Below are 21,150 nucleotides of genomic sequence, written 5' to 3'. Positions count from 1 at the left end.
CCCTTAATAACCGCAAAGAAAGAAGGTTTTACGTTTTTAAGAAGAAACATTTATGCCTAAAGAAATCAAATCATTCAGCTGGGATCAATATCATTAGATGTGAAAGTGCTAATCAAGATATTCAAATATGTCGCAAAAGTACCGGCTATGCGTCACACTTGCCCCTATTGGCAAATATGTTCATGGGTGACTCTTACACCAATAATCAGTCAGGTGGTGGCGATTTCCAAAACCAAAGACAAAATGGTCGTAGTAATTTCAGAGGTGGCCGAGGTCCTAACAATAGAGAGGGAGGCTTTCGTATTCGCTTAAGTGATAATGAAATGCGAGCAGCTAGATCATTACAAGAAGCCTTTAATCTTCGTTCTACTGTTGCTGTTTTAGGTTTCGCAGTAAGAACTCTTGCCCAAATGCTTGAAGATGGAAATCTTGAAAATTTAGTCAACGAATATAGGTCTCAAGCGCCCGCCAATGACCAAAGAAGAGGCAGGGGTAACAGGGGAAACTATAATGGTGAAAATAACAACTCAGCCAACACAAAGCCCAACCCTTTTGCACGACCAGAAAAACCAGTTAAAGAACAAGAGGTGGCTGATACTGATCAGGCAAACAATGTTGCTCAAGATCCTGCAGAAAAAGATAATGATCAAGCAACAGAAGCAAGTTCAAATGAAGATGATTCCACAAATACAAGCGAGCAAGGATAAGTGAATCAGAAGCGAGTCTTATCTGGTGTTCAACCCACAGGAGATGTTCATATTGGTAATTGGCTTGGAGCAATAAGAAATTGGGTTGAATTACAAGAAAATTATGAAACATTTGTCTGCGTTGTTGATCTTCATGCGATAACTATTCCGCATGACCCAAAATCTCTTCATCAAAATTCTTTATCTACAGCGGCTTTGTATATCGCTTGTGGGATGAATCCTGATAAATGCTCAATATTCATTCAAAGTCAGATAAGCGCACATAGCGAGCTTTGCTGGATATTAAATTGCTTAACTCCTTTGAACTGGATGGAGAGAATGATTCAGTTCAAGGAAAAGTCAATTAAACAAGGCGACAATGTATCTATTGGATTATTAGATTATCCAGTCCTTATGGCAGCGGATATTCTTCTCTATGACGCTGATTTGGTTCCTGTTGGAGAAGATCAAAAGCAGCATCTAGAGCTTGCGAGAGATATTGCTTCTCAACGAGTTAATTCAAAATTCGGAACAAAAGAAAATCCAATACTTAAAGTTCCAAATCCCTTAATTTTGAAAGAGTGCTCCAAAGTCATGAGTCTGACAGACGGAACAAAGAAAATGAGTAAAAGCGACCCAAATGAAAATAGTAGGATTACTTTATTAGACAGTCCAGATGTAATTACTAAAAAAATAAAACGTGCAAAAACCGACTCAGAATTAGGATTAGAATTCGGAAATCCTTCAAGACCTGAAGCTGATAATCTTTTAACAATTTATTCTATAATTTCCGGCCTAGGCAGAGAAAAAGCAGCTGAGTATTGCGCAGAAATAGGCTGGGGTAAATTCAAACCAGAATTTACAGAGGCAATGATTAACGTTCTTAAACCTATTCAAGAAAAATATAAAGAATTAATGAATGACCCAGAAGAGTTAAAAAGAATACTAAATAAAGGCAAATTTACTGCCGAGGAGGTTTCTAAGTTAACATTAAATAGAGTCAAAGAAGCTCTAGGATTTACTTCGAATTTGTAGAAAATTATGCCAATAATTACATTACCTGATGGAACTGAAAAAAAATATGATTCCGCTGTCACAATTGACCAAATAGCATCAGAAATTGGTCCTGGTTTAGCAAAAGCAGCGCTAGCCGGAAAAGTGAATGGGGAATTAATTGATACTTGTATTCCTATAACTCAAAATTCTCATATAAAGATTATTACATCTAAAGATAATGAAGGACTAGAAATTATTAGACATTCATTCGCTCATCTTCTTGGACATGCTGTAAAGCAATTATACCCCGAAGCAAAAATGGCAATAGGGCCAGTAATTGAAGATGGTTTTTATTATGATATTTCTTATAAAGATACCTTTACTCCTGATGATCTTCTCAAAATTGAGAAAAGAATGAAAGAGTTAGTTAATAGAGATTATAATGTAGGTGTTGAAATAGTTAGTCCAGAGAAAGCAACAGAAGTTTTTACTGATAGAGGTGAAATTTTCAAGCTAGACATAGTTAAAAATATCCCTAAAAATGAAATCATAAAGTTATACAGACATCAAGAATATATTGATATGTGCAGAGGTCCTCATGTGCCAAATACAAGGCATCTAAGAGTATTTAAGCTAATGAAAGTATCCGGGGCTTATTGGCGCGGAGACTCTAATAATGAAATGCTACAAAGAATATATGGAACAGCCTGGAAAAGCTCTAAAGAATTAAAAGAATATATCTCTAGCATTGAAGAAGCTGAGAAAAGAGATCATAGAAAATTAGGAAAAAAGTATTCACTTTTTCACTCACAAGAAGAAGCACCCGGTATGGTTTTTTGGCACCCTAAAGGGTGGACTATTTATAGGATTTTAGAAGATTTTATTCGGGAAACTATTACAAAATATGATTATCAAGAAGTTAAATCTCCGCAAGTAGTTGATAGAAGTCTTTGGGAGAAATCAGGCCATTGGGATAAATTCAAAGAAGATATGTTTACTACAACTTCAGAGAACAGGGAATATGCAATAAAACCTATGAATTGTCCATGCCACATACAAATATTCAATCAAGGTTTAAAAAGCTATCGAGATCTTCCTATTAGACTTTCTGAATTTGGTTCTTGTCATCGCAATGAGCCTTCTGGTGCACTTCATGGCTTAATGAGGGTAAGAAATTTTGTTCAAGATGATGCACACATATTTTGTACCGATGAACAAATCCAAGAAGAAGTCCAAAATTTTATTGATTTGGTATTTGAGGTTTATAAAACCTTTGGCTTTAATTCAATTCTTATTAAGCTCTCAACAAGACCAGAGAAAAGGGTTGGGAGTGATGATATCTGGGACAAATCAGAAAAAGCCTTATCTGAGGCACTTGATTCAAAAGGATTAGATTGGTCGCTACTCCCTGGAGAAGGTGCCTTCTATGGTCCAAAAATAGAATTCTCCTTAAAAGATTGTCTCAACAGAGTATGGCAGTGCGGAACAATTCAAGTAGATTTCTCCATGCCTCAAAGGCTCAATGCAAGTTATATAGATATTACAGGAAGGAAACAAACACCTGTAATGCTTCACAGAGCTATTTTAGGTTCTTTTGAAAGATTTATTGGGATTTTAATTGAGAATTATTCAGGGAATTTTCCTACATGGTTATCACCTGTTCAAATAATGATTATGGGAATAACTGATAGAAATAATGAAGCATGTTTTAGTGCTAAAGATAAATTAGTGGACTTTGGGTTCAGAGCTGAAATTGATATCAGAAATGAAAAAGTCGGTTTTAAAATACGAGAACATACTATGCAAAGGATACCTTTCTTGATAATTATTGGAGACAAGGAAGAAGAGAATAATGAAATCTCAGTAAGGACAAGAGAAGGTAAAGATCTTGGGAATATGAGTATAGACAAGTTTAAATTAATAATTGACGAATCAATTAGCAAAAAAGGTATACAAGTTAATCAATCCTAAATCAAAAACGATTTTAATAACTAATGAATTTACTTTCTGGAGACGTTGGAGGGACAAAAACAATATTAGCTGTTTATTCAAACGCGAACTATCCAAAGAAATTATTTGAAAAGTACTATATTTCATCAAAATGGAAATCTTTTTACTCAATATTTGAAGATTTTATTAAACATTTACCAGATAATATATCACTCCCAGAATATGTTTGCATTGGAGTAGCAGGCCCAATAAAAGGCCAGAAAGTTAAGATTACAAATTTAGAATGGAATATTGAAACAGAAGAATTATCTCATCTTTCAAAAATAAATAATATTGAATTAATAAATGATTTCTCAGTTTTAATATATGGAATACCATTTTTCAACAAATCTCAATATGAGGTGATCCAAGGAACATTAAATTCTGATTACAAAAACAATCAAAAATTAGTTGCAATTATCGGAGCTGGGACTGGCTTAGGAATGTCCAGAGGATTAATTACACCTAAAAGCATTTTCATATTTCCAAGTGAAGGGGGTCATCGGGAATTTTCCCCAAGAACAGAGAACGAATGGGAATTAGTCAAATGGATAAAAAAGAAGCTGAATATTCAAAGAGTATCGATTGAAAGAATAGTTAGTGGGACTGGCCTTGGAATGATTGCCAGATGGAAATTGGATGATCCAATAAATGAAAACCACCCACTTCAGGAAACTTTAAAAAAAATGGATAGTGACAAATCAGCTTTCAAAGATTTACCCGCACTTGTTTGGGAAAAAGCAAATAGCGGAGACAAATTAATGTCTGAAGCTTTGCGATTATGGCTAAATGCTTATGGAGCTGCAGCTGGAGACCTGGCCTTACAAGAACTTTGCTCCTCAGGGTTATGGATTTCAGGTGGAACAGCAGCAAAAAACCTCGATGGAATAAACTCTTCTAACTTCCTTAATGCATTTAGTAATAAAGGTCGCTTTCAATCTTATTTAAAGGAAATCCCATTGATTGTTCTTAAAGATCCAGAAGCGACATTATTCAGTTCGGCTTGCAGAGCACGCTTAAGTGCCGAATCAAATGGGAGACTTAGCTAAAGAATAAAAACATGGGGCCGCCAAAAATAGGACAAACTGTCGTAGTAGAAGTTCCTTCTACTACAGCCAATATTGGACCAGGGTTTGATTGCCTTGGAGCAGCATTGGATCTTTCCAATCAATTCACCATTAAAAGAATTGAGGGTAATGCTGAAAGGTTTGAATTAATAATGGAAAGTACTGAAGGCAATCATTTAAGAGGCGGTCCTGAAAACCTTTTCTATCGAGCCGCGCAGAGAGTTTGGAGAACTGCAGGTGTAGAGCCTGTCGCTCTTGAAGCAAGAGTAAAATTAGCTGTGCCTCCTGCAAGAGGGCTTGGAAGCAGTGCTACAGCAATCGTGGCAGGATTAGTTGGAGCGAATGCACTTGCTGGATATCCTTTGCCTAAAGAAAAATTATTGGAACTAGCAATAGATATAGAAGGTCATCCAGACAATGTTGTTCCATCATTAATAGGAGGTCTTTGCGTGACAGCTAAAACTGCAAGCGATAGATGGCGCGTAGTCCGCTGTGATTGGGATCAATCAATAAAAGCAGTGGTTGCAATCCCATCTATTCGACTTAGCACCAGCGAAGCGAGACGTGTAATGCCTGAAAATATCCCCGTTAATGATGCAGTAATAAATTTAGGTGCGCTTACTCTTCTACTTCAAGGACTAAGAACAGGGAATGAGGATCTAATTGCAGATGGCATGCACGATAAGCTTCATGAACCTTACAGATGGGGATTGATAAAAGGTGGCTTAGAGGTAAGAGAAGCAGCAAAGGCTGCCGGAGCTTTAGGATGTGCAATTAGTGGAGCAGGACCAAGCATTCTTGCATTGTGCAAAGCGACTAAAGGCCGAGAAGTCAGTGTCGCAATGGTCAAAGCCTGGGAAGCTGCTGGTGTAGCAAGTCGTGCTCCTTTAATGAGCCTTCAACTCAGAGGCAGCGAATGCATTTCAAACACCTTTGGGTAGTTCTACTCATGAAAACGAACAAAAACTGATAGCTTTATGGCTGAGTTGCCCCAAATTATGGATGCCAATCTGCCTATGAGTATTGATTCTCAGACAGTATTTCCATGGCTTTCACTTATTGTGCTCCTCCCTTTAGTTGGAGCATTGATAATGCCTTTCCTTCCAACGCAAGAAAGTAAAAATTCAAACCTTCCAAGAAATATAGCTCTAGTTATTTTACTTGCCGATTTTCTCATAATTCTATTGGCTTTTGCCAATTTGTTTGATCCAAGTAGCGAAAGTCTGCAGTTGGTTGAAAGGCTTCAATGGCTTCCTTCAATAGGACTCGAATGGTCATTAGGAGTAGACGGGATATCCGCACCGCTGGTAGTCCTAAGCGGGCTAATAACTTTTTTATCGGCAGCAGCCAGTTGGAAAGTAAAAGAAAAAACACGACTTTACTTTGCTTTATTACTGATACAAGCTTCAGCCCAAGCTTTAGTTTTCCTATCACAAGATTTCCTACTATTCTTTTTAGCTTGGGAACTCGAACTTGTTCCTGTCTATTTATTAATTGCTATTTGGGGAGGCAAAAGAAAACTTTATGCAGCCACAAAATTCATTCTTTACACAGCACTTGCTTCCCTTCTGATATTAATTAGTGGGCTTGCTTTAGCTCTCTCTGGAGATCAATTTACCTTTAATTTAAGTGAAATCGCATCCAAATCTTTTACTGGGAATTTTGGGATATTTTGTTATTTAGGGTTTTTAATTGGTTTTGGAGTGAAGCTTCCTATCTTTCCACTTCATACCTGGCTGCCCGATGCTCATGGGGAGGCAAATGCACCTGTTTCAATGCTATTAGCTGGTATTTTATTAAAAATGGGAGGTTATGCTCTCTTAAGATTTAATGTACAAATTTTACCTGATACTCATTTAATACTCGCTCCAGCTCTAATCATCATTGGAATAGTAAATATTATTTATGGTGCTCTTAATGCTTTTGCTCAAAACAATGTAAAAAGGCGCATAGCCTGCAGTTCTGTTAGTCATATGGGTTTTGTTCTTGTTGGAATTGGCGCAGTTAATGCCCTTGGAATCAGTGGAGCGATGCTCCAAATGATCAGCCATGGACTAATTGCTGCGGCAATGTTTTTTGTTACCGGAAGTTTTTATGAAAGAACCAACACTCTTTCAATCCCCAACATGGGCGGTCTAGCCAAGGCTTTACCAATCACTTTTGCATTCTTCTTGGCCAGTTCTTTAGCATCACTTGCCTTACCAGGAATGAGTGGATTTATAAGTGAAATCACAGTTTTCCTAGGCATAACAAGCCAAGAGGGATTCACATCTCTATTCAGAGCAATAACAATCCTTCTAGCAGCTATTGGACTAGTTCTAACTCCTATATACCTTCTCTCAATGTGTAGAAGAGTATTCTTTGGACCTAGGATACCAGCGTTATCAATAGTCAAAGAAATGGATGCTAGAGAGCTTTCAATAGGTTTAAGCCTCTTAGTTCCTACATTAGTAATAGGTTTTTGGCCAAGAATAGCAATTGATTTGTATGAGGTATCAACGAATGCTCTCGCACAATCATTAATTACCAATAACCTTGTACCAATTAGTTAGTTATTGATTTCAAAAAATGACTTCAAGTAAGCCAACAGCACTATTAAAAGGTGAAGGTCTTCCTGATTACGATAAAATCACCCCTAAAGAGATCACTGAAAATATACCCAAACTGATAAAAGATCTAAATAAAAAATTAAACAACCTCGAAGAACAACTCAAAGAAAAATTATCAACCAAAAGCTTTATAAGCTGGGAAGATGTAATGCCTCAGCTTTATGAAATAGGTGAAAAACTTAGATGGAGTTGGGGAGTTGTAAGTCACCTGAATGCTGTTTGCAATTCCTCCGAACTACGTGAAGTTCATTCAAATCAGCAACCTACGATCGTTAGATTTAGTAATCAGCTTGCTCAAAACGAAGTGATTTTCAAGGCGCTCTCAAATTTAAAAGAGAATGGAAACATAAAGGATGAAACACAAATAAGAATAATTGAGACAGAGCTAGTAACTATGAAAAATAAAGGAATTGGTCTAGAGGTTGATGAGAAAAGACTATTTAACTCTCGCAGTGAGCGATTAGCTGAGTTATCAACTACATTTAGCAACAATGTATTGGATGCAACTAAAAATTGGAGTCTTTTATTAAAAAACATCTCAGAAGTTGAGGGGCTTCCTGAGAGAGCTATTGAAACATTGGCTCTTGCCGCGAAGGAAGCTGGTGACAAGAATGGAGAGGGGAATGAACCTACAGCCTCAAGTGGCCCATGGAGAGTTGGCTTGGATTTACCTAGCTATATACCTTTTCAGACGTATGCAAAAGATCGACAAGTTAGAGAAAAAGTATATAGAGCTTTTGTAAGTAGAGCTAGCGATGGAAAAATTAACAATAAAAAAATAATTGAAGAAATTTTAGATCTCAGAAATAAGCAAGCCAAATCATTGGGATATAAAAACTGGTGTGAAATTAGTTTGGCTACAAAGATGGCTGACAATGAAGAAGCAGTTGAGATGTTACTCGAAGAATTACGATTAGCGGCAATGCCTCATGCTGAAAAAGAACTTGCACAACTTCGTGAGTGTGCCAAAAGCCATGGAGAAAGCGACGATTTCGAGCTATCTCCATGGGATATAAGTTTTTGGTCTGAAGTTCTACGTAAAGAGAAATACGATCTTGACCAAGAAAAACTCAGATCATGGTTCCCTTTGGATCAAGTTCTTAATGGTCTATTTAATTTATGCAAACGACTTTTTGAAATTGAAATTGATGAAGTAAATAATACAGCACCTTTATGGCATGAGGATGTCCGTTTCTTTAATGTTAAAAATTTAGATGGCCAGAAAATTGCATCATTCTATCTAGATCCTTTCAGTCGTCCTGCTACAAAAAGAGGTGGCGCATGGATGGATGAATGCTTATGTCGAAATCAAAAGAACAAAAATGAGATTGTTCTTCCAGTAGCCTATTTAATCTGCAATCAAACGCCTCCTATTTCGGACAAACCCAGTCTGATGAGTTTCGAAGAAGTAGAAACTCTCTTCCATGAATTTGGTCATGGACTACAGCACATGCTGACAACTGTAAATTACCCTCAAGCAGCCGGTATTAATAATGTTGAATGGGATGCTGTCGAATTAGCAAGCCAATTCATGGAAAATTGGTGCTTAGAGGATCAAACGATTTCTGAAATAGCAATACATTGGAAGACGAAAGAGCCATTACCAGAGTCGGAAATCAATAAATTAAGGCTGAGCAGAACATTTAATTCTGGGCTTGCGACTTTAAGGCAAATACATTTTGCTCTTACTGATCTAAAACTCCATAGTCGATGGAATGAAGATTTAGAAATTTCCCCAGATGAGTTACGAAGAGAAATCGCAAAAAGTACAACAGTGATGGATCCCATTCCAGAAGATCAATTTCTCTGTGCTTTCAGTCATATTTTTGCTGGTGGCTATGCTGCTGGATACTACTCTTATAAATGGGCTGAGGTGCTCAGTGCTGATGCCTTTGCCGCATTTGAAGAGGCAGGCCTTTCTAATCAGGATAAAGTCCGAAAGATTGGTAAAAAATATCGCGATTCAATTCTTAGTCTTGGTGGTAGTCGTTCACCCAATAAGGTTTTCAAACAATTTAGAGGAAGACTTCCCTCTACTGAAGCTCTAATAAGACATAGTGGTCTTATTTAGCTATTATTAAAAATCTTTTTGGCTAAAATATCTAGAGAACTAGAGTTTGTGATCAATTCTTTATGTGTCAACACAGGTAAATGATAGGAATTACCAATAGAAAGTTTTGCTTGCCAGCCTGGGAATGACATCAAGTCCCATTTTGTAAAAAAGCTAGTACATTCAACCTTTTCTAAGGAAGTTAAGTCATTATTTAATTGAGATAATAAACTACTTCCTCTTTTCATCTCTGCAATACCTGGCATCAAAAATGAAGGGATCAGTTGAGCTGTGTAAGTACCAAAATGAGGCGTACCAATACTAAAAAAACGTTTAGTTCTTAAAAAACCATTATGATTTTGCAACCAACACCTACTAATTAATCCACCCATTGAAAAGCCAACAATATCAATTTTAATTTCAGTCCCCACTAACTCCTCAATCTTAGAATCAAGATCTCGAGCTAAACGCCTAAGAGATGTTTTCCCATATTTGTGTGGCAAATGTGGTCTGTACAATTCATAATCGTTTTCTTTTGTTTTTTTTATTAGTTTTTCAAATAATTTAGGATTGTTCCACAAACCATGAACAAGAAAAATTGGTCTTTTGTATGTATCCAATTAATTAATAGGAAAGAAGAAATTCCTTTTTTTTTCGATTAAAACAGTTCCAGTGAATCCACATATTGGTGGCGAGCATTTTGTCAGCAGAATATGAATTGGAACTGGACCATATAGAGACTCAAGAAGATTCAAAATTTGATCACTAAAATATTCAATCGTTAAGCATTTGATTTCAAATGAAAGTTTTTTAACTGCTCTAATTGCTTCACTATAGTCTAATGATTTATCTAATTGATCAAGCTTGGATGACTCATCCAAATCCAACCAAAAACTGATGTCAAGAAGAAAGCTTTGACCATGTATTCGCTCACTTTCTAAAACACCTACGTGGGCCCATAAATTTATATCTTTTATATGAATTGCGCTTAAATTATGAAACTGACTCATAATGGTAAATCAATATGAGAAAAGCTCCTATCTCCAGAAGCGAAATCCTTAACGAGATCACCATCACCTCTGAGATAATAGCGATAGGTAACTAACCCTTCCAATCCTACTGGGCCTCTTGGTGGAAGAGTCTGAGTACTTATCCCAACTTCAGCTCCAAACCCATACCGGAAACCATCAGCAAAACGAGTAGAGCAATTATGGTAAACACCTGCACTATCAACCGAACTTAAAAACTTTTCAGCAACTTTCTTGTCATCAGTAACTATCGCCTCAGTATGACGAGAGCTATATTTACGAATATGTTCAAGAGCTTCGTCTGCATTACGAACGATTTTGATCGAAAGAATTAGATCAAGATATTCTGTAGACCAGTCAGCTTCATCAGCCCTATTTTTCACCCCTAAAGATTGACTCTTTGCATCTCCCTTAAGAGTAACTCCAGCACTTGAAAAAATTGGCAAACCTTTTTTCAAAAACATCTCTGCAACATCTTCATGAATTAATAATGTCTCAATAGCATTACAAGCAGCAGGATATTGAATCTTACTATCTAAAGCTATGTTTATAGCTTTAGTAATATCTACAGAATTATCTACATATAAATGACAAATTCCATCAGCATGCCCTAAGACAGGGATACGTGTATTTTCTTGAATAAATTGAACTAACTCATTACTACCTCTAGGTATTATCAAATTCACAAACCGATCTAAATGAAGTAAGCCTAAACTTTCTTGACGTGTAGTGAGCAAAGACAAAGCTCCTGAACCCACATTGGATTTGCTTAAACCCTTATCAAGAGAATCCATTATTGCTTGATTTGTAGCTTTTGCTTCACTTCCTCCTTTTAATAAAGCTCCATTACCAGAACGAACAGCAAGAGATGCTATTTGTATCAATGCATCTGGTCTCGATTCAAATATGACTCCTAATACTCCTAATGGAACTGTCACTCTCTCAAGGATAAGGTTTTCATCCAATTTCCTATGAAGTTGTCTATTACCTATTGGATCTACAAGATTTGAAACTTTTAGAACCCCGTCAATGCATCCTTTGAGTTTAGTTTTTGTTAACTGAAGTCTTGATAAAAGTGATTTATTCAACCCTTCTTTTTCTGATCTTTCAAGATCTTGAATATTTGCTTTCAATATCTCATCGGCGTTATCATTCAAAGCATTTGCCATTTCGATCAAAGCCTCACACCTTTGTTCATTAGTGGATTGACCAAGCAAAACAGAAGCTTCTTTTGCACTCTCTGCTACTTTTATTAGCTGGGGCGTAGGATCAGGAACTGAAAAGTTTGTACTCATTTGATTTAGATCAACTATTTAATCAAAGATAATTTTGTACTATCTTTAAAATATTCCTTTAATGGCGAATCAAGCAATAAAAGAAGATAAAAATCTATCTAACTAAGCAATTTTTTATTAAGTCATTTTATTCAACTATTCATTTATTTAATATCTAAAATAGAGTTGAAGCTGACTTTGCCAATTCCCATTCTTATCAAACGAGCCTAGTAGACCTACGTTGGGATTCATTTGAAAAGTAATATTTCCTTTCGGTGGAATATCTTGTCTGTTAGGAGCAGCCTGAACTGAAAAATTAATTTTATCGTTAAGGTCAACTCCTATTTCTGTCACCCATGCCTGTTGACCTGGCAAATTCGTATCTTCCTGATCAGTACTTGAAGAACTACTATCACTAGCATCATCGTCTGAATCTGATCCATTTATATATGCAGGATACAAAGATATTTGAAGCCTATCACTTAAAAAACCATTAATATTGCCTTGAAGATACGAAGCAAAAGATCTATTCAAAAAGCTAGCAAGCACATCACTATTTCCTCCACTACTTATTAGATTTGCAAGAGAATTACCTCCTATAAGTCCTAACAACTCACTTCTTCCCAAAGTTGGAGTACTTCTTAATTGAAAGTTTTCACTAATACGATCTGCAGGCCCAGAGGCCGTTACTTCGACATTTACAAAACGAGATCCTCCAATACCAAATGATGCCATACCATTAGAGGAAAAGTTACTGACGTCTCTAACATTATCTGGAACACGGCTTTTCAAAGTCACGTCAACATATGGAACCAAGCCCATAGACGGTACAAATACGGCTACATTAGGTTCACTTTGATCTAAATTAAAGGTAGTCGTAAAGAGATTAACGTAACCACTTACAAGCTTAATAACTCCACTAACATCAAGTGTTTCGTCAAAAGTACCATTTAAGAAAAGGAATCCATTTGTTTCGAAGCTTGCCAAGGGTTGTGAAACCAATCGCAATGAAGGGCCCAGTACAAGCTTTAAATTATCAAAGATTATTGACTCAAACCCTTTAGGCAAGCCAGAACTAATTATACGACTTGCAGGTGCATCTTCATCTTGAATAAATAAAACCAGGGGTTCTCTCTGGTTCCATTTTTGTTCTGGTAATCTACGACTTATTTTCACCATAGAATCTCTTTTTTCAGATGAAGTCTTACCTGAATTATTAGCTCTTTTAGCAAAAATTGAACCTTCTAAAATAAATACTTCACCTGCTAATTGAGGTTTAAAAATAGATCCCTTAACAACAATGTTAGACGAAGCGCTGATGTCAGTAAATGCGGTCTTGATTCGTGTTTTTTCTATAGAAATAGCCAATGGCTCGCTTTCACTTAATTGAGAATCAAATAATGAAATTCCACCTTGACTGTTAATGATGCCGTTTGCTCCTGTATTTGCTTTTAGAGTACGGACTTCAAGTCTATTGAAATCAAAAACTATTGTGCTATTCAAATTATGAATCTTTTTATCTTGAAAAAGTAGCTCACTGTTTTTCAAAACCAAAAACCCATTCGCAAGAGGTTTTGCAGGGGTTCCTCTAATCAACAAGCTTAGATCAGCTGTCCCTGAGGTCCAAGAAACATTCCCTTTCGTTAGTCCAGTCAAAAACGCCAACCCATCACCATGACTTTCGACCTTTAGATCAATAGGGTAAGAACTAATTAATGGGTAGGTTCCACCTAACTTAACAGGATTTGCCGAAGATTTATCCCTTAGAGCAATATCAAATTCTAGATAATTATCTTTAAATTTAATATTTCCATTATCTAAAATAATATTTCTGTTATAAATTACTGTATTCTTAATAATTAAATCTGCTGTAACTTGTGGGGTGGAATTGCCTAAAATATATTTACCCTTTAGACCAAAATACCCATCAACTGCAGAAGGTATTGGTGCAAATAAAGATAATAATGAAAAATTAAAATCAAGTAAAGAAAAATCTCCCATACCTGAAGATAGATTCCCATTAAAAGTTGCTTTAAAAGGTTTTATATCATTGGGACTTAGAATCTTTATTTTGTCTGTCCAAACCTTACCAAAGGCTTTTGCTTCTACATTTAAATCAGATAGAGTTGGACCACTTAATTTAATATCAGCATTAATATTCCCATTAAGATCATAAGGGTTAATAATGCTCTGATTATTTATCCTAGATATCTCATCTCTATATGAATCCTGAGACCTAGTTAAAGCGTCAAACTGACTATCTATAGAACTATTTGAATAACCAATTATAAATTTTTCTAAGTCTTCAGCCTTACCCATTGCATCTGAATACTTCAATCCTAATTTAGGCAACTCTAAAGCTGTAGCTGTAATCCAACTAGAGCTTACATCCTTAACTTGAGCTAACAAAGAAAATTCGGACCCATTATTAATGTCAAACTTAATCTTTCCCTTTTCAGTTGGTATTAATTCACCTGTTAAATTGGTTTCTGAATTTTTAATCTGACCTTTAATGCTTGCCTTATTTACTTTGAAACCTAACAATCTAAAATAATCTAAATTTAAATCACCATTAAGAAATAATGGATCAAGAGAAAATTGTCCATTACCTGAAACTTCCCCAAAGATTCGTTTAAAACTTTTCTCTGGCGGGAAAGCCACTTCTACTCGATCTAATCTAAATTTATTAGCATCCCATTCAAATGCATTTAATTTAGGATTTAGACTTATTTTACCTCCTAATCTATTTAGATTTAAATCATTAAAACTTCCATCCTTATTAAAGTTAATTTGAAGATCACCAGGGATAGAAGCACCTTCCGATACCATTCTCAAACTACCCCATTTCTGTTCACCTGGAATTCGAGTAAAAGAACCTCTCCATTTTTCTCTTAATCGGATACCATTAATCTGTGGATTGTTTAAAGAAAGGTTAATAGCAGAGTTCAGAGAAGATAAGGGGCCACGAAAATCACCTTTTGTATTTAATTTTCCTGATAATGAGGCATTTAGTATTGGATTTAACGCGCCTAAAGGAAAAGATTCTAAATTAAAATTAGCATTTAATTCACCAGGAATAAATTGCCGATCAACTATTGAAATTGGTAATTTTAATTTTAAAGAAAGTGGTTTATGTTCGAAATCTTTAATCTTAATAGAAGTTACAGAATTTATATAAGTTTTATCTTTTTTATAAAATGGTATTTCAGATGAGTTAGATATATCCCAATATCCATAATTCCAGTTAGAATCAATTAACATAAATTTATTATTATCACACTTTATTTTTGAATTATTTGTAGACAAGGTCTCCCTTAGAGGTCCTCCTTTTAGAGTTAAATCATTAAACAGTAAATCACCCTTACATCTGATTAAACCTTTCTTGACTCCCAAATTTAGACTTCCATTTATATTTCCTCTAGTGATAATATTAGTCTTATTTCCTAAAATCCCCTCAAAGATACTAAGACTTAATTTATTAATTTTTACTTTAGTTTTAAATTCTATTCCATCCCAATACCCATTTCCCGCAATAAAAAGGCTTCCTTGTTTTTTAGAGTCTAGATTAATCGCACCATAAATCTTTTTCTTACCAAGATTGAGAGATAGATCACCTTTCGCTAATAATGTCGTATCTCCAGAATTAAATACAATTTTGGTTGGTTCTTTTAAATTAAATTTTAGTTGAAGGTTGATTTTCTTAGGATTATCATTATGGGGAAGAATCCAAAACGAACCAGTATCATTTTTGCTTAATAAAATTTCTGTTCCTTTTGGATTAAATATTGCAACTGGTTGCCAATTAAATAAACTCGCAAAAGGAGCAAATTTAATTGTTAAATTTGAAATATTAACTGAGGAAGAATCTTTAATACCTGGAAGTAGAATTGTTGGCCCCAACTCAACTCCCCATGGTTTAAGACCTCTGTATGAACCTATTTTTAAAGGGTGACCTAATGAATTAGATAATGTTTTCTCTATTTGTGGAGAAAAACGGCTTATAGTCCTACTTAATAGTAGGTCTGCGCCACTCCAAATCAAAACACCACCCAATGCCGCAAAGGTTCCAGCAAGTCCCCACTGCTTTAATCTTTTAGAACTCCACTCATCTCCCATGAAAATTGTTTCTCAAACTTGGGGGAGCTAACAAACTATAAAGAATCAATTCAGGAGAAACCAGCCTATGTCTATTATTGAAGTTATCCAAGATGTTACAAAATGGCTAGCCTGGGGAGGCTCAGGACTTGGCGTCTTGACTGTTTTGGCTTATTTATTTAATTGGGGAATTAAATTCCGACTAACTGGGACAACAATTTTCACACTTTTACTATCTGCTAGTTGCTGGGCCTTTGAGCAAAGTTATTCTCCTCCGCTTAATGTCGAAGGTTACAAATATGCTCCTATTGTTTATGACAATGGATTTGATTTAGTTGTTGCTCAAGCATCAAATGATTTCCCTAAAGAAGCTGTAAAACCAACATTGTTACAAATAGCTGGTAATTTGAAAGGGGGAGGAAGAAATGGCGCTCAGGTCAAAGTCAGGCTAAGAAAGATAGAATCAGCTGGTGATGGAATAAGTAAACCAATTGTTCTAGGTGAATTAATAAATGATTTAAAAGAATCAAAGATAATAGAATTACCAGACAGGAATTATTCTGCAAGTGAATATTTATCAAATAATGCTGAAATTGAAGAAATCACTTTATTAGAGACTGATGAATAATAACTCATTATTGAAAGATCTTCCTAAAACATTTTATCAAGAAGAAAAAATACTTTTATCAAATAATATAAAAACATGGGATTCTTTATTATCTATCAGCGATGAAGAAATAAATCATCTAATCTATGGAAGTCTAGGTAGTGTTCGCAATCTAAAAAGACTTAAATGTATAGCGTATTTTATATGTACTTTAGATATTCAACTCAACGAAGCAGCCTTGCTGATGCACTCAGGATTAATTACCAACAAGGCCATTTCACGACTTACTCCTCAAGAGCTAGTTCAAAAGACTGGACGCTTTGAAAGAATTCTTCGAACAGGAAGAATTCCAATAATAGATCTAAAAAAAGCCCACTTTTTAATAGAGAAAGCGAAAAAAAGCATTATTTAATTTACCCAAGAACAATTAGGTAATAGAATATAATTAAAAAAAAACTAGGTAAACTAACGAAAATGAATGGTTTACTAATCACTTTAATATTTACATCATTTGGAATTAGTCAAGGTGCAATGGCTCAATCAAGACTTCTTGAGGTTGTAAAAAGGAATCCCGATGAAGCAAAGTCTATTTGCGAAAGTTTCAGAGAATTAAATAAAGAAAATATTTCAGCTGGTTCACAACAATCTATTCAGAAAATTTCAATTCAAAAAAATATAAGCGAAGTTGATGCTGAGATCCTTTCTATGTACGTAAGAGGTCTTTATTGCCCAGAAACTTTTTAAGACAAAGTAATGAATTCTATAAGATACAGGGACGAAGGCTTAAAACTTAGAGACGGAACATTACTAAAATCTCGAATCTGGTCGCCTCAGGGAAAAGGTCCATGGCCTGTCTTACTTATGCGCCAGCCATATGGAAGAGAAATTGCTTCTACAATTACGTATGCTCATCCATCTTGGTGGGCTAGTAAGGGCTATCTAGTCGTCATACAAGATGTACGAGGTCAAGGTGGGTCTGAAGGAGAGTTTTCAGGTTTCAGTCAAGAAGCTTCAGACACTAGTCAAACTCACAATTGGGTTCGATCCTTGCCTGAATGCAATGGCCTACTAGGCACATACGGTTTTTCATATCAAGGCTTAACACAACTCATTGCGGAGGAAGGTACTCCTCCACCTGATTGCATTATTCCTGCAATGACAGGTCTTTCAGAGAATGAACATTGGAGTTGTGAAGGAGGAGCGTTTTGGTGGCACTTGGGAATTGGATGGGGTTTGCAATTAGCCGCCCAAAAAGCACAAAGAGAGAAAAATTGGACAGCTTGGCACGAAATCCGTGAAAATCTTGAATCGAAAAAATACTTATATAACGGTCATTATTTACTCAAAAAGAATGATCCAGAAGGGATGGCATATAAATGGCTAAATCTTTCGTCTAGCAAAACTCCTCAATGGAAAACCCATGAGCCATTAGATAGCTGGTTAAAAAAACCTTTGCTCCTAATTGGGGGTTGGTGGGATCCTCATTTGAAAGGGATTTTAGATATTTTTGAGAAATCTAAAAAGACAGGAGGCAATCCTAAATTACTAATTGGTCCTGCTACTCATCTTCAATGGTGGGAGGGTGTACAACGTACCCAGTTAGATTTTTTTGATTCTCATTTAAAAGAAAAAAACAAAGAGATTGATTTCCCTCAAATCAATCTATGGAATCTAACCACTAAGAGTTGGGAACTTTCGGTTCAAAATAAAGCTCCTACATGGAATCTTCTTAGCGAAGGTTTAGCCGCAACAAGTCATCTTGAAGGACGCCTAGTCCCTTATTCTGATTTAGAATCCGATAGTGAAGTGAATTTAGTTCACGACCCATGGAGACCAATACCAGCAATCGGAGGACATCTCAGTGATACTGCGGGTGAAGCGAACAGGTATAATCTTGATATTCGACCTGATGTCGCAGTATTTACATCAGATCCTATTTTGAATAATCTCAGGCTGGAAGGTATTCCAAATCTTTTTTTAGAAACCAAGTGCGACAGAGAAAGTTTTGATCTGTTTGTTGCATTATCAATAATTCCTACTGCGGTTGAGAATACTGCCACTCAACTTTCTACTGGTGTTCTCAGAATTGCTAATTGTGATAAAGGCATAAAAAGCGCTAAACAAATCAGACTTCAACCGATTCTGGCAACATTTAAAGAAGGAGATCGCTTAAGAATTTCAATCTCAGGATCAGGATGGCCAGCAATTGGAATAAATCCTGGTCAGAGTCAATATTTGTGCGCAGAACCTAGCCCTAACTGCCTAGTGACTACAATTTCACTATTACTTTTAAATTCAAAACTTAAATTTGAATCACTTATTTCCTCTTAGGGGTTCAATATTTACTTGCATAGGATTAAGCTTACTAGCTATTTAAGCGATAAGTCATGACCGTCTCTATTCTTCTAGATTCTTTGAAAGATGACGGACAAAGACTTTCTGAATGCAGACATGAAAATCCTTTTTCTATTCTTGGTCCTCAACCGTTTAAAGATAAATGGATAATTCGAATATGGATGCCTGAGGCAAGTGCAGTTGAACTGATAATACAAGGAACAAAAATCCAGCTACAAAATCCAAATCACGAATGGATCTTTGAAGGAGTTACCGAAAAAGATCCCGGTACTGATTATCAAGTAAAAGTACAGAGAGGAGGCATTGAACATGTTCAAAATGATCCTTGGAGCTTCCGAAAAGAGTGGATGGGTGAAATTGATAGACATCTTTTCGCGGAGGGAAATCACCATCACATCTGGCGAAAAATGGGTGCTCACCTCACTGAAATAGATAATAAGCAAGGAGTTATGTTTTGCTTATGGGCGCCTAATGCAAGAAGCGTTTCCCTTATTGGTGATCTCAATTCATGGGATGGCCGACATCACCCTATGCAAAAACGTCTAGGGGGAATTTGGGAACTATTCATACCTGGTCTAAGTGAGGGAGATTTATACAAATATGAAATCAGGACTGAAAAAGGACATTGCTATGAGAAAGCCGACCCTTATGGTTTTCAACATGAAGTAAGGCCTGCAAAAAGCTCAGTCATATCAAAAATCGATTCATTTCAATGGAATGATCAGTCTTGGATATCCAATCGCGACAATAGAGATCCTTTAGCGCAACCAATATCGGTTTATGAAATGCATTTAGGAAGCTGGATGCATGCTTCCTCAGACGATCCATTTATCAACTCAAACGGAGATCATAGAGCCCCTGTTCCAGCCGCAGATATGAAGCCTGGCTCAAGATTGCTTACTTATAAAGAGTTAGCAAATAAGGTCATTCCCTATGTCAAAGAGAGAGGCTTCACTCATATCGAGCTTATGCCAATTTCAGAGCACCCTTTTGATGGCTCATGGGGGTATCAAGTAACTGGTTGGTATGCACCTACTAGTAGATATGGATCACCAGATGAGTTTCGAGCCTTCGTTGATTCATGCCACAAAGAAGGAATAGGAATCATTCTCGATTGGGTTCCGGGCCACTTCCCTAAAGATCAGCATGGACTTGCTTATTTTGATGGCAGCCATCTTTACGAGCATTCAGATCCCAGAATTGGAGAGCATAAAGAATGGGGAACCTTAATCTTCAATTACAGTCGAAATGAAGTTCGTAATTTTCTAGTTGCAAATCTAATTTTCTGGTTTGATCAATTTCATATAGATGGAATACGTGTTGATGCAGTTGCCTCAATGCTTTACAAAGACTATCTTCGTCCTGAGGGTGAATGGATACCTAATGAAAATGGAGGGAATGAAAATTTTGAAGCAGTCAGATTTCTACAACAGGCTAATCACGTTCTGTTTCAACATTTTCCAGGTGCACTTTCCATTGCAGAAGAATCAACTACATGGACTGGGGTAACTAAACCAACTGACATAGATGGACTTGGTTTCAATCTCAAGTGGAACATGGGTTGGATGCACGATATGCTCGATTATTTTGAAATTGACCCCTGGTTTAGACAATTCAATCAAAACAACATTACTTTCTCCATTTGTTATAACTTTACCGAAAACTTTATGCTTGCTTTAAGCCATGATGAAGTTGTTCACGGAAAAAGTCATCTCCTACATAAGATGCCAGGTGACGACTGGCAGAAGTATGCTAATACACGAGCCTTACTTGCATATATGTGGACACATCCAGGTAAAAAAACAATATTTATGGGAATGGAATTTGGGCAGCGTCAAGAATGGAATGTTTGGGATGATTTGCAATGGGATCTCTTAAATCATGAACCTCACAAAGGAATACAGAAATTAGTAGATGATTTAAATACCTTATACAAAAAAGAACCTGCTTTATGGAGAAATGATTTTGACGAATACGGATTCCAGTGGATTGATTGCGATGATAATAAAAATTCAGTAATCAGTTTTATGAGAAGAGAAAAAACTGATGGAGAGTGGTTAGTAATAGTGGCAAACTTTACCCCTCAAGACCATTCAAATTACAGAATAGGCGTGCCTGTTGATGGATTCTATGAAGAAATTTTTAATACAGATGCGAGTCAATATGGAGGTTCAAATCTAGGTAATATGGGAGGAAAATCAACAGATTTATACACCATACATGGCTATGAAAATTCTATAGATCTTTGCCTTCCTCCTCTAAGTGTTCTGATTCTAAAGCATAAATCCAAGAAGAATTAAGCTTCCTCGAATAGAAATGTTTCAACCTTGCCTCATAACCTAATTTCAACTGTCGTCTGGATGTAAAAATTCAAAAGGTATGACGAACTTTTGC

At 36.1% G+C, this 21,150-nt stretch carries 16 protein-coding genes; 12 read left to right on the top strand and 4 right to left on the bottom strand.

The features are described 5' to 3' along the window. Positions 1-176: 176 nt before the first annotated feature. The 7 genes from O5633_RS00180 to O5633_RS00150 are packed head-to-tail and all read left to right on the top strand — an operon-like array spanning position 177 to position 9,418. Entirely contained in the window at positions 177-707 is a 531-nt protein-coding gene (locus O5633_RS00180) for a hypothetical protein (protein WP_269611362.1), read from the top strand. After that, a complete protein-coding gene (gene trpS, locus O5633_RS00175) occupies positions 708-1,721 on the top strand; it encodes a tryptophan--tRNA ligase (RefSeq protein ID WP_269609978.1) in 1,014 nt (337 codons plus the stop codon). A gap of 6 nt (positions 1,722-1,727) precedes the next feature. Continuing rightward, on the top strand, positions 1,728-3,653 hold the full coding sequence (gene thrS / locus O5633_RS00170) for a threonine--tRNA ligase (RefSeq protein WP_269609977.1): 1,926 nt from the start codon (positions 1,728-1,730) through the stop codon (positions 3,651-3,653). 23 nt (positions 3,654-3,676) lie between these two features. Then, a complete protein-coding gene (locus O5633_RS00165) occupies positions 3,677-4,720 on the top strand; it encodes a glucokinase (RefSeq protein ID WP_269609976.1) in 1,044 nt (347 codons plus the stop codon). Between the two features lie 11 nt (positions 4,721-4,731). Further along, positions 4,732-5,679 carry a homoserine kinase gene (gene thrB, locus O5633_RS00160; RefSeq protein ID WP_269609975.1) on the top strand — a complete coding sequence of 316 codons (948 nt, stop codon included), beginning with the start codon at positions 4,732-4,734 and terminating at the stop codon, positions 5,677-5,679. Between the two features lie 57 nt (positions 5,680-5,736). Then, the gene (locus O5633_RS00155) at positions 5,737-7,290 is read left to right on the top strand and encodes an NAD(P)H-quinone oxidoreductase subunit 4 (protein ID WP_420063639.1); all 1,554 of its coding nucleotides are present in this window, start codon (positions 5,737-5,739) and stop codon (positions 7,288-7,290) included. Between the two features lie 16 nt (positions 7,291-7,306). Next, on the top strand, positions 7,307-9,418 hold the full coding sequence (locus O5633_RS00150) for a M3 family metallopeptidase (RefSeq protein WP_269609974.1): 2,112 nt from the start codon (positions 7,307-7,309) through the stop codon (positions 9,416-9,418). Here O5633_RS00150 and O5633_RS00145 read toward each other — a convergent pair. From O5633_RS00145 to O5633_RS00130, 4 genes are all read right to left on the bottom strand, one after another. Next, positions 9,415-10,017, bottom strand: a complete 603-nt coding sequence (locus O5633_RS00145) for an esterase/lipase family protein (protein ID WP_269609973.1) — start codon at positions 10,015-10,017, stop codon at positions 9,415-9,417. The genes O5633_RS00150 and O5633_RS00145 overlap by 4 nt on opposite strands. Then, positions 10,018-10,407: a dihydroneopterin aldolase gene (locus O5633_RS00140; RefSeq protein WP_269609972.1), complete on the bottom strand. Its 390-nt coding sequence runs from the start codon at positions 10,405-10,407 to the stop codon at positions 10,018-10,020. Then, positions 10,404-11,720, bottom strand: coding sequence for a glutamate-5-semialdehyde dehydrogenase (locus O5633_RS00135; protein WP_269609971.1), 1,317 nt, complete (start codon positions 11,718-11,720; stop codon positions 10,404-10,406). Before O5633_RS00135 ends, O5633_RS00140 begins: the two co-directional genes overlap by 4 nt. Before the next feature lie 147 nt (positions 11,721-11,867). Then, entirely contained in the window at positions 11,868-15,815 is a 3,948-nt protein-coding gene (locus O5633_RS00130) for a translocation/assembly module TamB (protein ID WP_269609970.1), read from the bottom strand. Between the two features lie 67 nt (positions 15,816-15,882). On the opposite strand from O5633_RS00130, the gene O5633_RS00125 reads away from it, so the two are divergent. The 5 genes from O5633_RS00125 (at position 15,883) to glgB (ending at position 21,056) form a co-directional block, all read left to right on the top strand. Continuing rightward, positions 15,883-16,422, top strand: coding sequence for a Ycf51 family protein (locus O5633_RS00125; RefSeq protein ID WP_269609969.1), 540 nt, complete (start codon positions 15,883-15,885; stop codon positions 16,420-16,422). Further along, on the top strand, positions 16,415-16,813 hold the full coding sequence (locus O5633_RS00120; RefSeq protein ID WP_269609968.1) for a DUF4332 domain-containing protein: 399 nt from the start codon (positions 16,415-16,417) through the stop codon (positions 16,811-16,813). Before O5633_RS00125 ends, O5633_RS00120 begins: the two co-directional genes overlap by 8 nt. A 62-nt stretch (positions 16,814-16,875) precedes the next feature. Then, positions 16,876-17,145 carry a hypothetical protein gene (locus O5633_RS00115; RefSeq protein ID WP_269609967.1) on the top strand — a complete coding sequence of 90 codons (270 nt, stop codon included), beginning with the start codon at positions 16,876-16,878 and terminating at the stop codon, positions 17,143-17,145. A gap of 9 nt (positions 17,146-17,154) precedes the next feature. Further along, entirely contained in the window at positions 17,155-18,732 is a 1,578-nt protein-coding gene (locus O5633_RS00110) for a CocE/NonD family hydrolase (RefSeq protein ID WP_269609966.1), read from the top strand. Between the two features lie 56 nt (positions 18,733-18,788). Beyond that, the gene (gene glgB, locus O5633_RS00105; protein WP_269609964.1) at positions 18,789-21,056 is read left to right on the top strand and encodes a 1,4-alpha-glucan branching protein GlgB; all 2,268 of its coding nucleotides are present in this window, start codon (positions 18,789-18,791) and stop codon (positions 21,054-21,056) included. Positions 21,057-21,150: the final 94 nt, after the last annotated feature.

It is taken from the genome of Prochlorococcus marinus str. MIT 1013, assembly GCF_027359395.1.
In the GTDB taxonomy this organism is placed as follows: domain Bacteria; phylum Cyanobacteriota; class Cyanobacteriia; order PCC-6307; family Cyanobiaceae; genus Prochlorococcus_B; species Prochlorococcus_B marinus_E.
This window is presented reverse-complemented; position numbering and strand designations above follow the sequence as displayed.

Coding starts and splice junctions, on each gene's coding strand:
- O5633_RS00180 (WP_269611362.1), top strand. CDS start 177: ATGTTCATGGGTGACTCTTACACCAATAATCAGTCAGGTGGTGGCGAT.
- thrS (WP_269609977.1), top strand. CDS start 1,728: ATGCCAATAATTACATTACCTGATGGAACTGAAAAAAAATATGATTCC.
- O5633_RS00165 (WP_269609976.1), top strand. CDS start 3,677: ATGAATTTACTTTCTGGAGACGTTGGAGGGACAAAAACAATATTAGCT.
- thrB (WP_269609975.1), top strand. CDS start 4,732: ATGGGGCCGCCAAAAATAGGACAAACTGTCGTAGTAGAAGTTCCTTCT.
- O5633_RS00155 (WP_420063639.1), top strand. CDS start 5,737: ATGGATGCCAATCTGCCTATGAGTATTGATTCTCAGACAGTATTTCCA.
- O5633_RS00150 (WP_269609974.1), top strand. CDS start 7,307: ATGACTTCAAGTAAGCCAACAGCACTATTAAAAGGTGAAGGTCTTCCT.
- O5633_RS00140 (WP_269609972.1), bottom strand. CDS start 10,407: ATGAGTCAGTTTCATAATTTAAGCGCAATTCATATAAAAGATATAAAT.
- O5633_RS00135 (WP_269609971.1), bottom strand. CDS start 11,720: ATGAGTACAAACTTTTCAGTTCCTGATCCTACGCCCCAGCTAATAAAA.
- O5633_RS00130 (WP_269609970.1), bottom strand. CDS start 15,815: ATGGGAGATGAGTGGAGTTCTAAAAGATTAAAGCAGTGGGGACTTGCT.
- O5633_RS00125 (WP_269609969.1), top strand. CDS start 15,883: ATGTCTATTATTGAAGTTATCCAAGATGTTACAAAATGGCTAGCCTGG.
- O5633_RS00120 (WP_269609968.1), top strand. CDS start 16,415: ATGAATAATAACTCATTATTGAAAGATCTTCCTAAAACATTTTATCAA.
- O5633_RS00115 (WP_269609967.1), top strand. CDS start 16,876: ATGAATGGTTTACTAATCACTTTAATATTTACATCATTTGGAATTAGT.
- O5633_RS00110 (WP_269609966.1), top strand. CDS start 17,155: ATGAATTCTATAAGATACAGGGACGAAGGCTTAAAACTTAGAGACGGA.
- glgB (WP_269609964.1), top strand. CDS start 18,789: ATGACCGTCTCTATTCTTCTAGATTCTTTGAAAGATGACGGACAAAGA.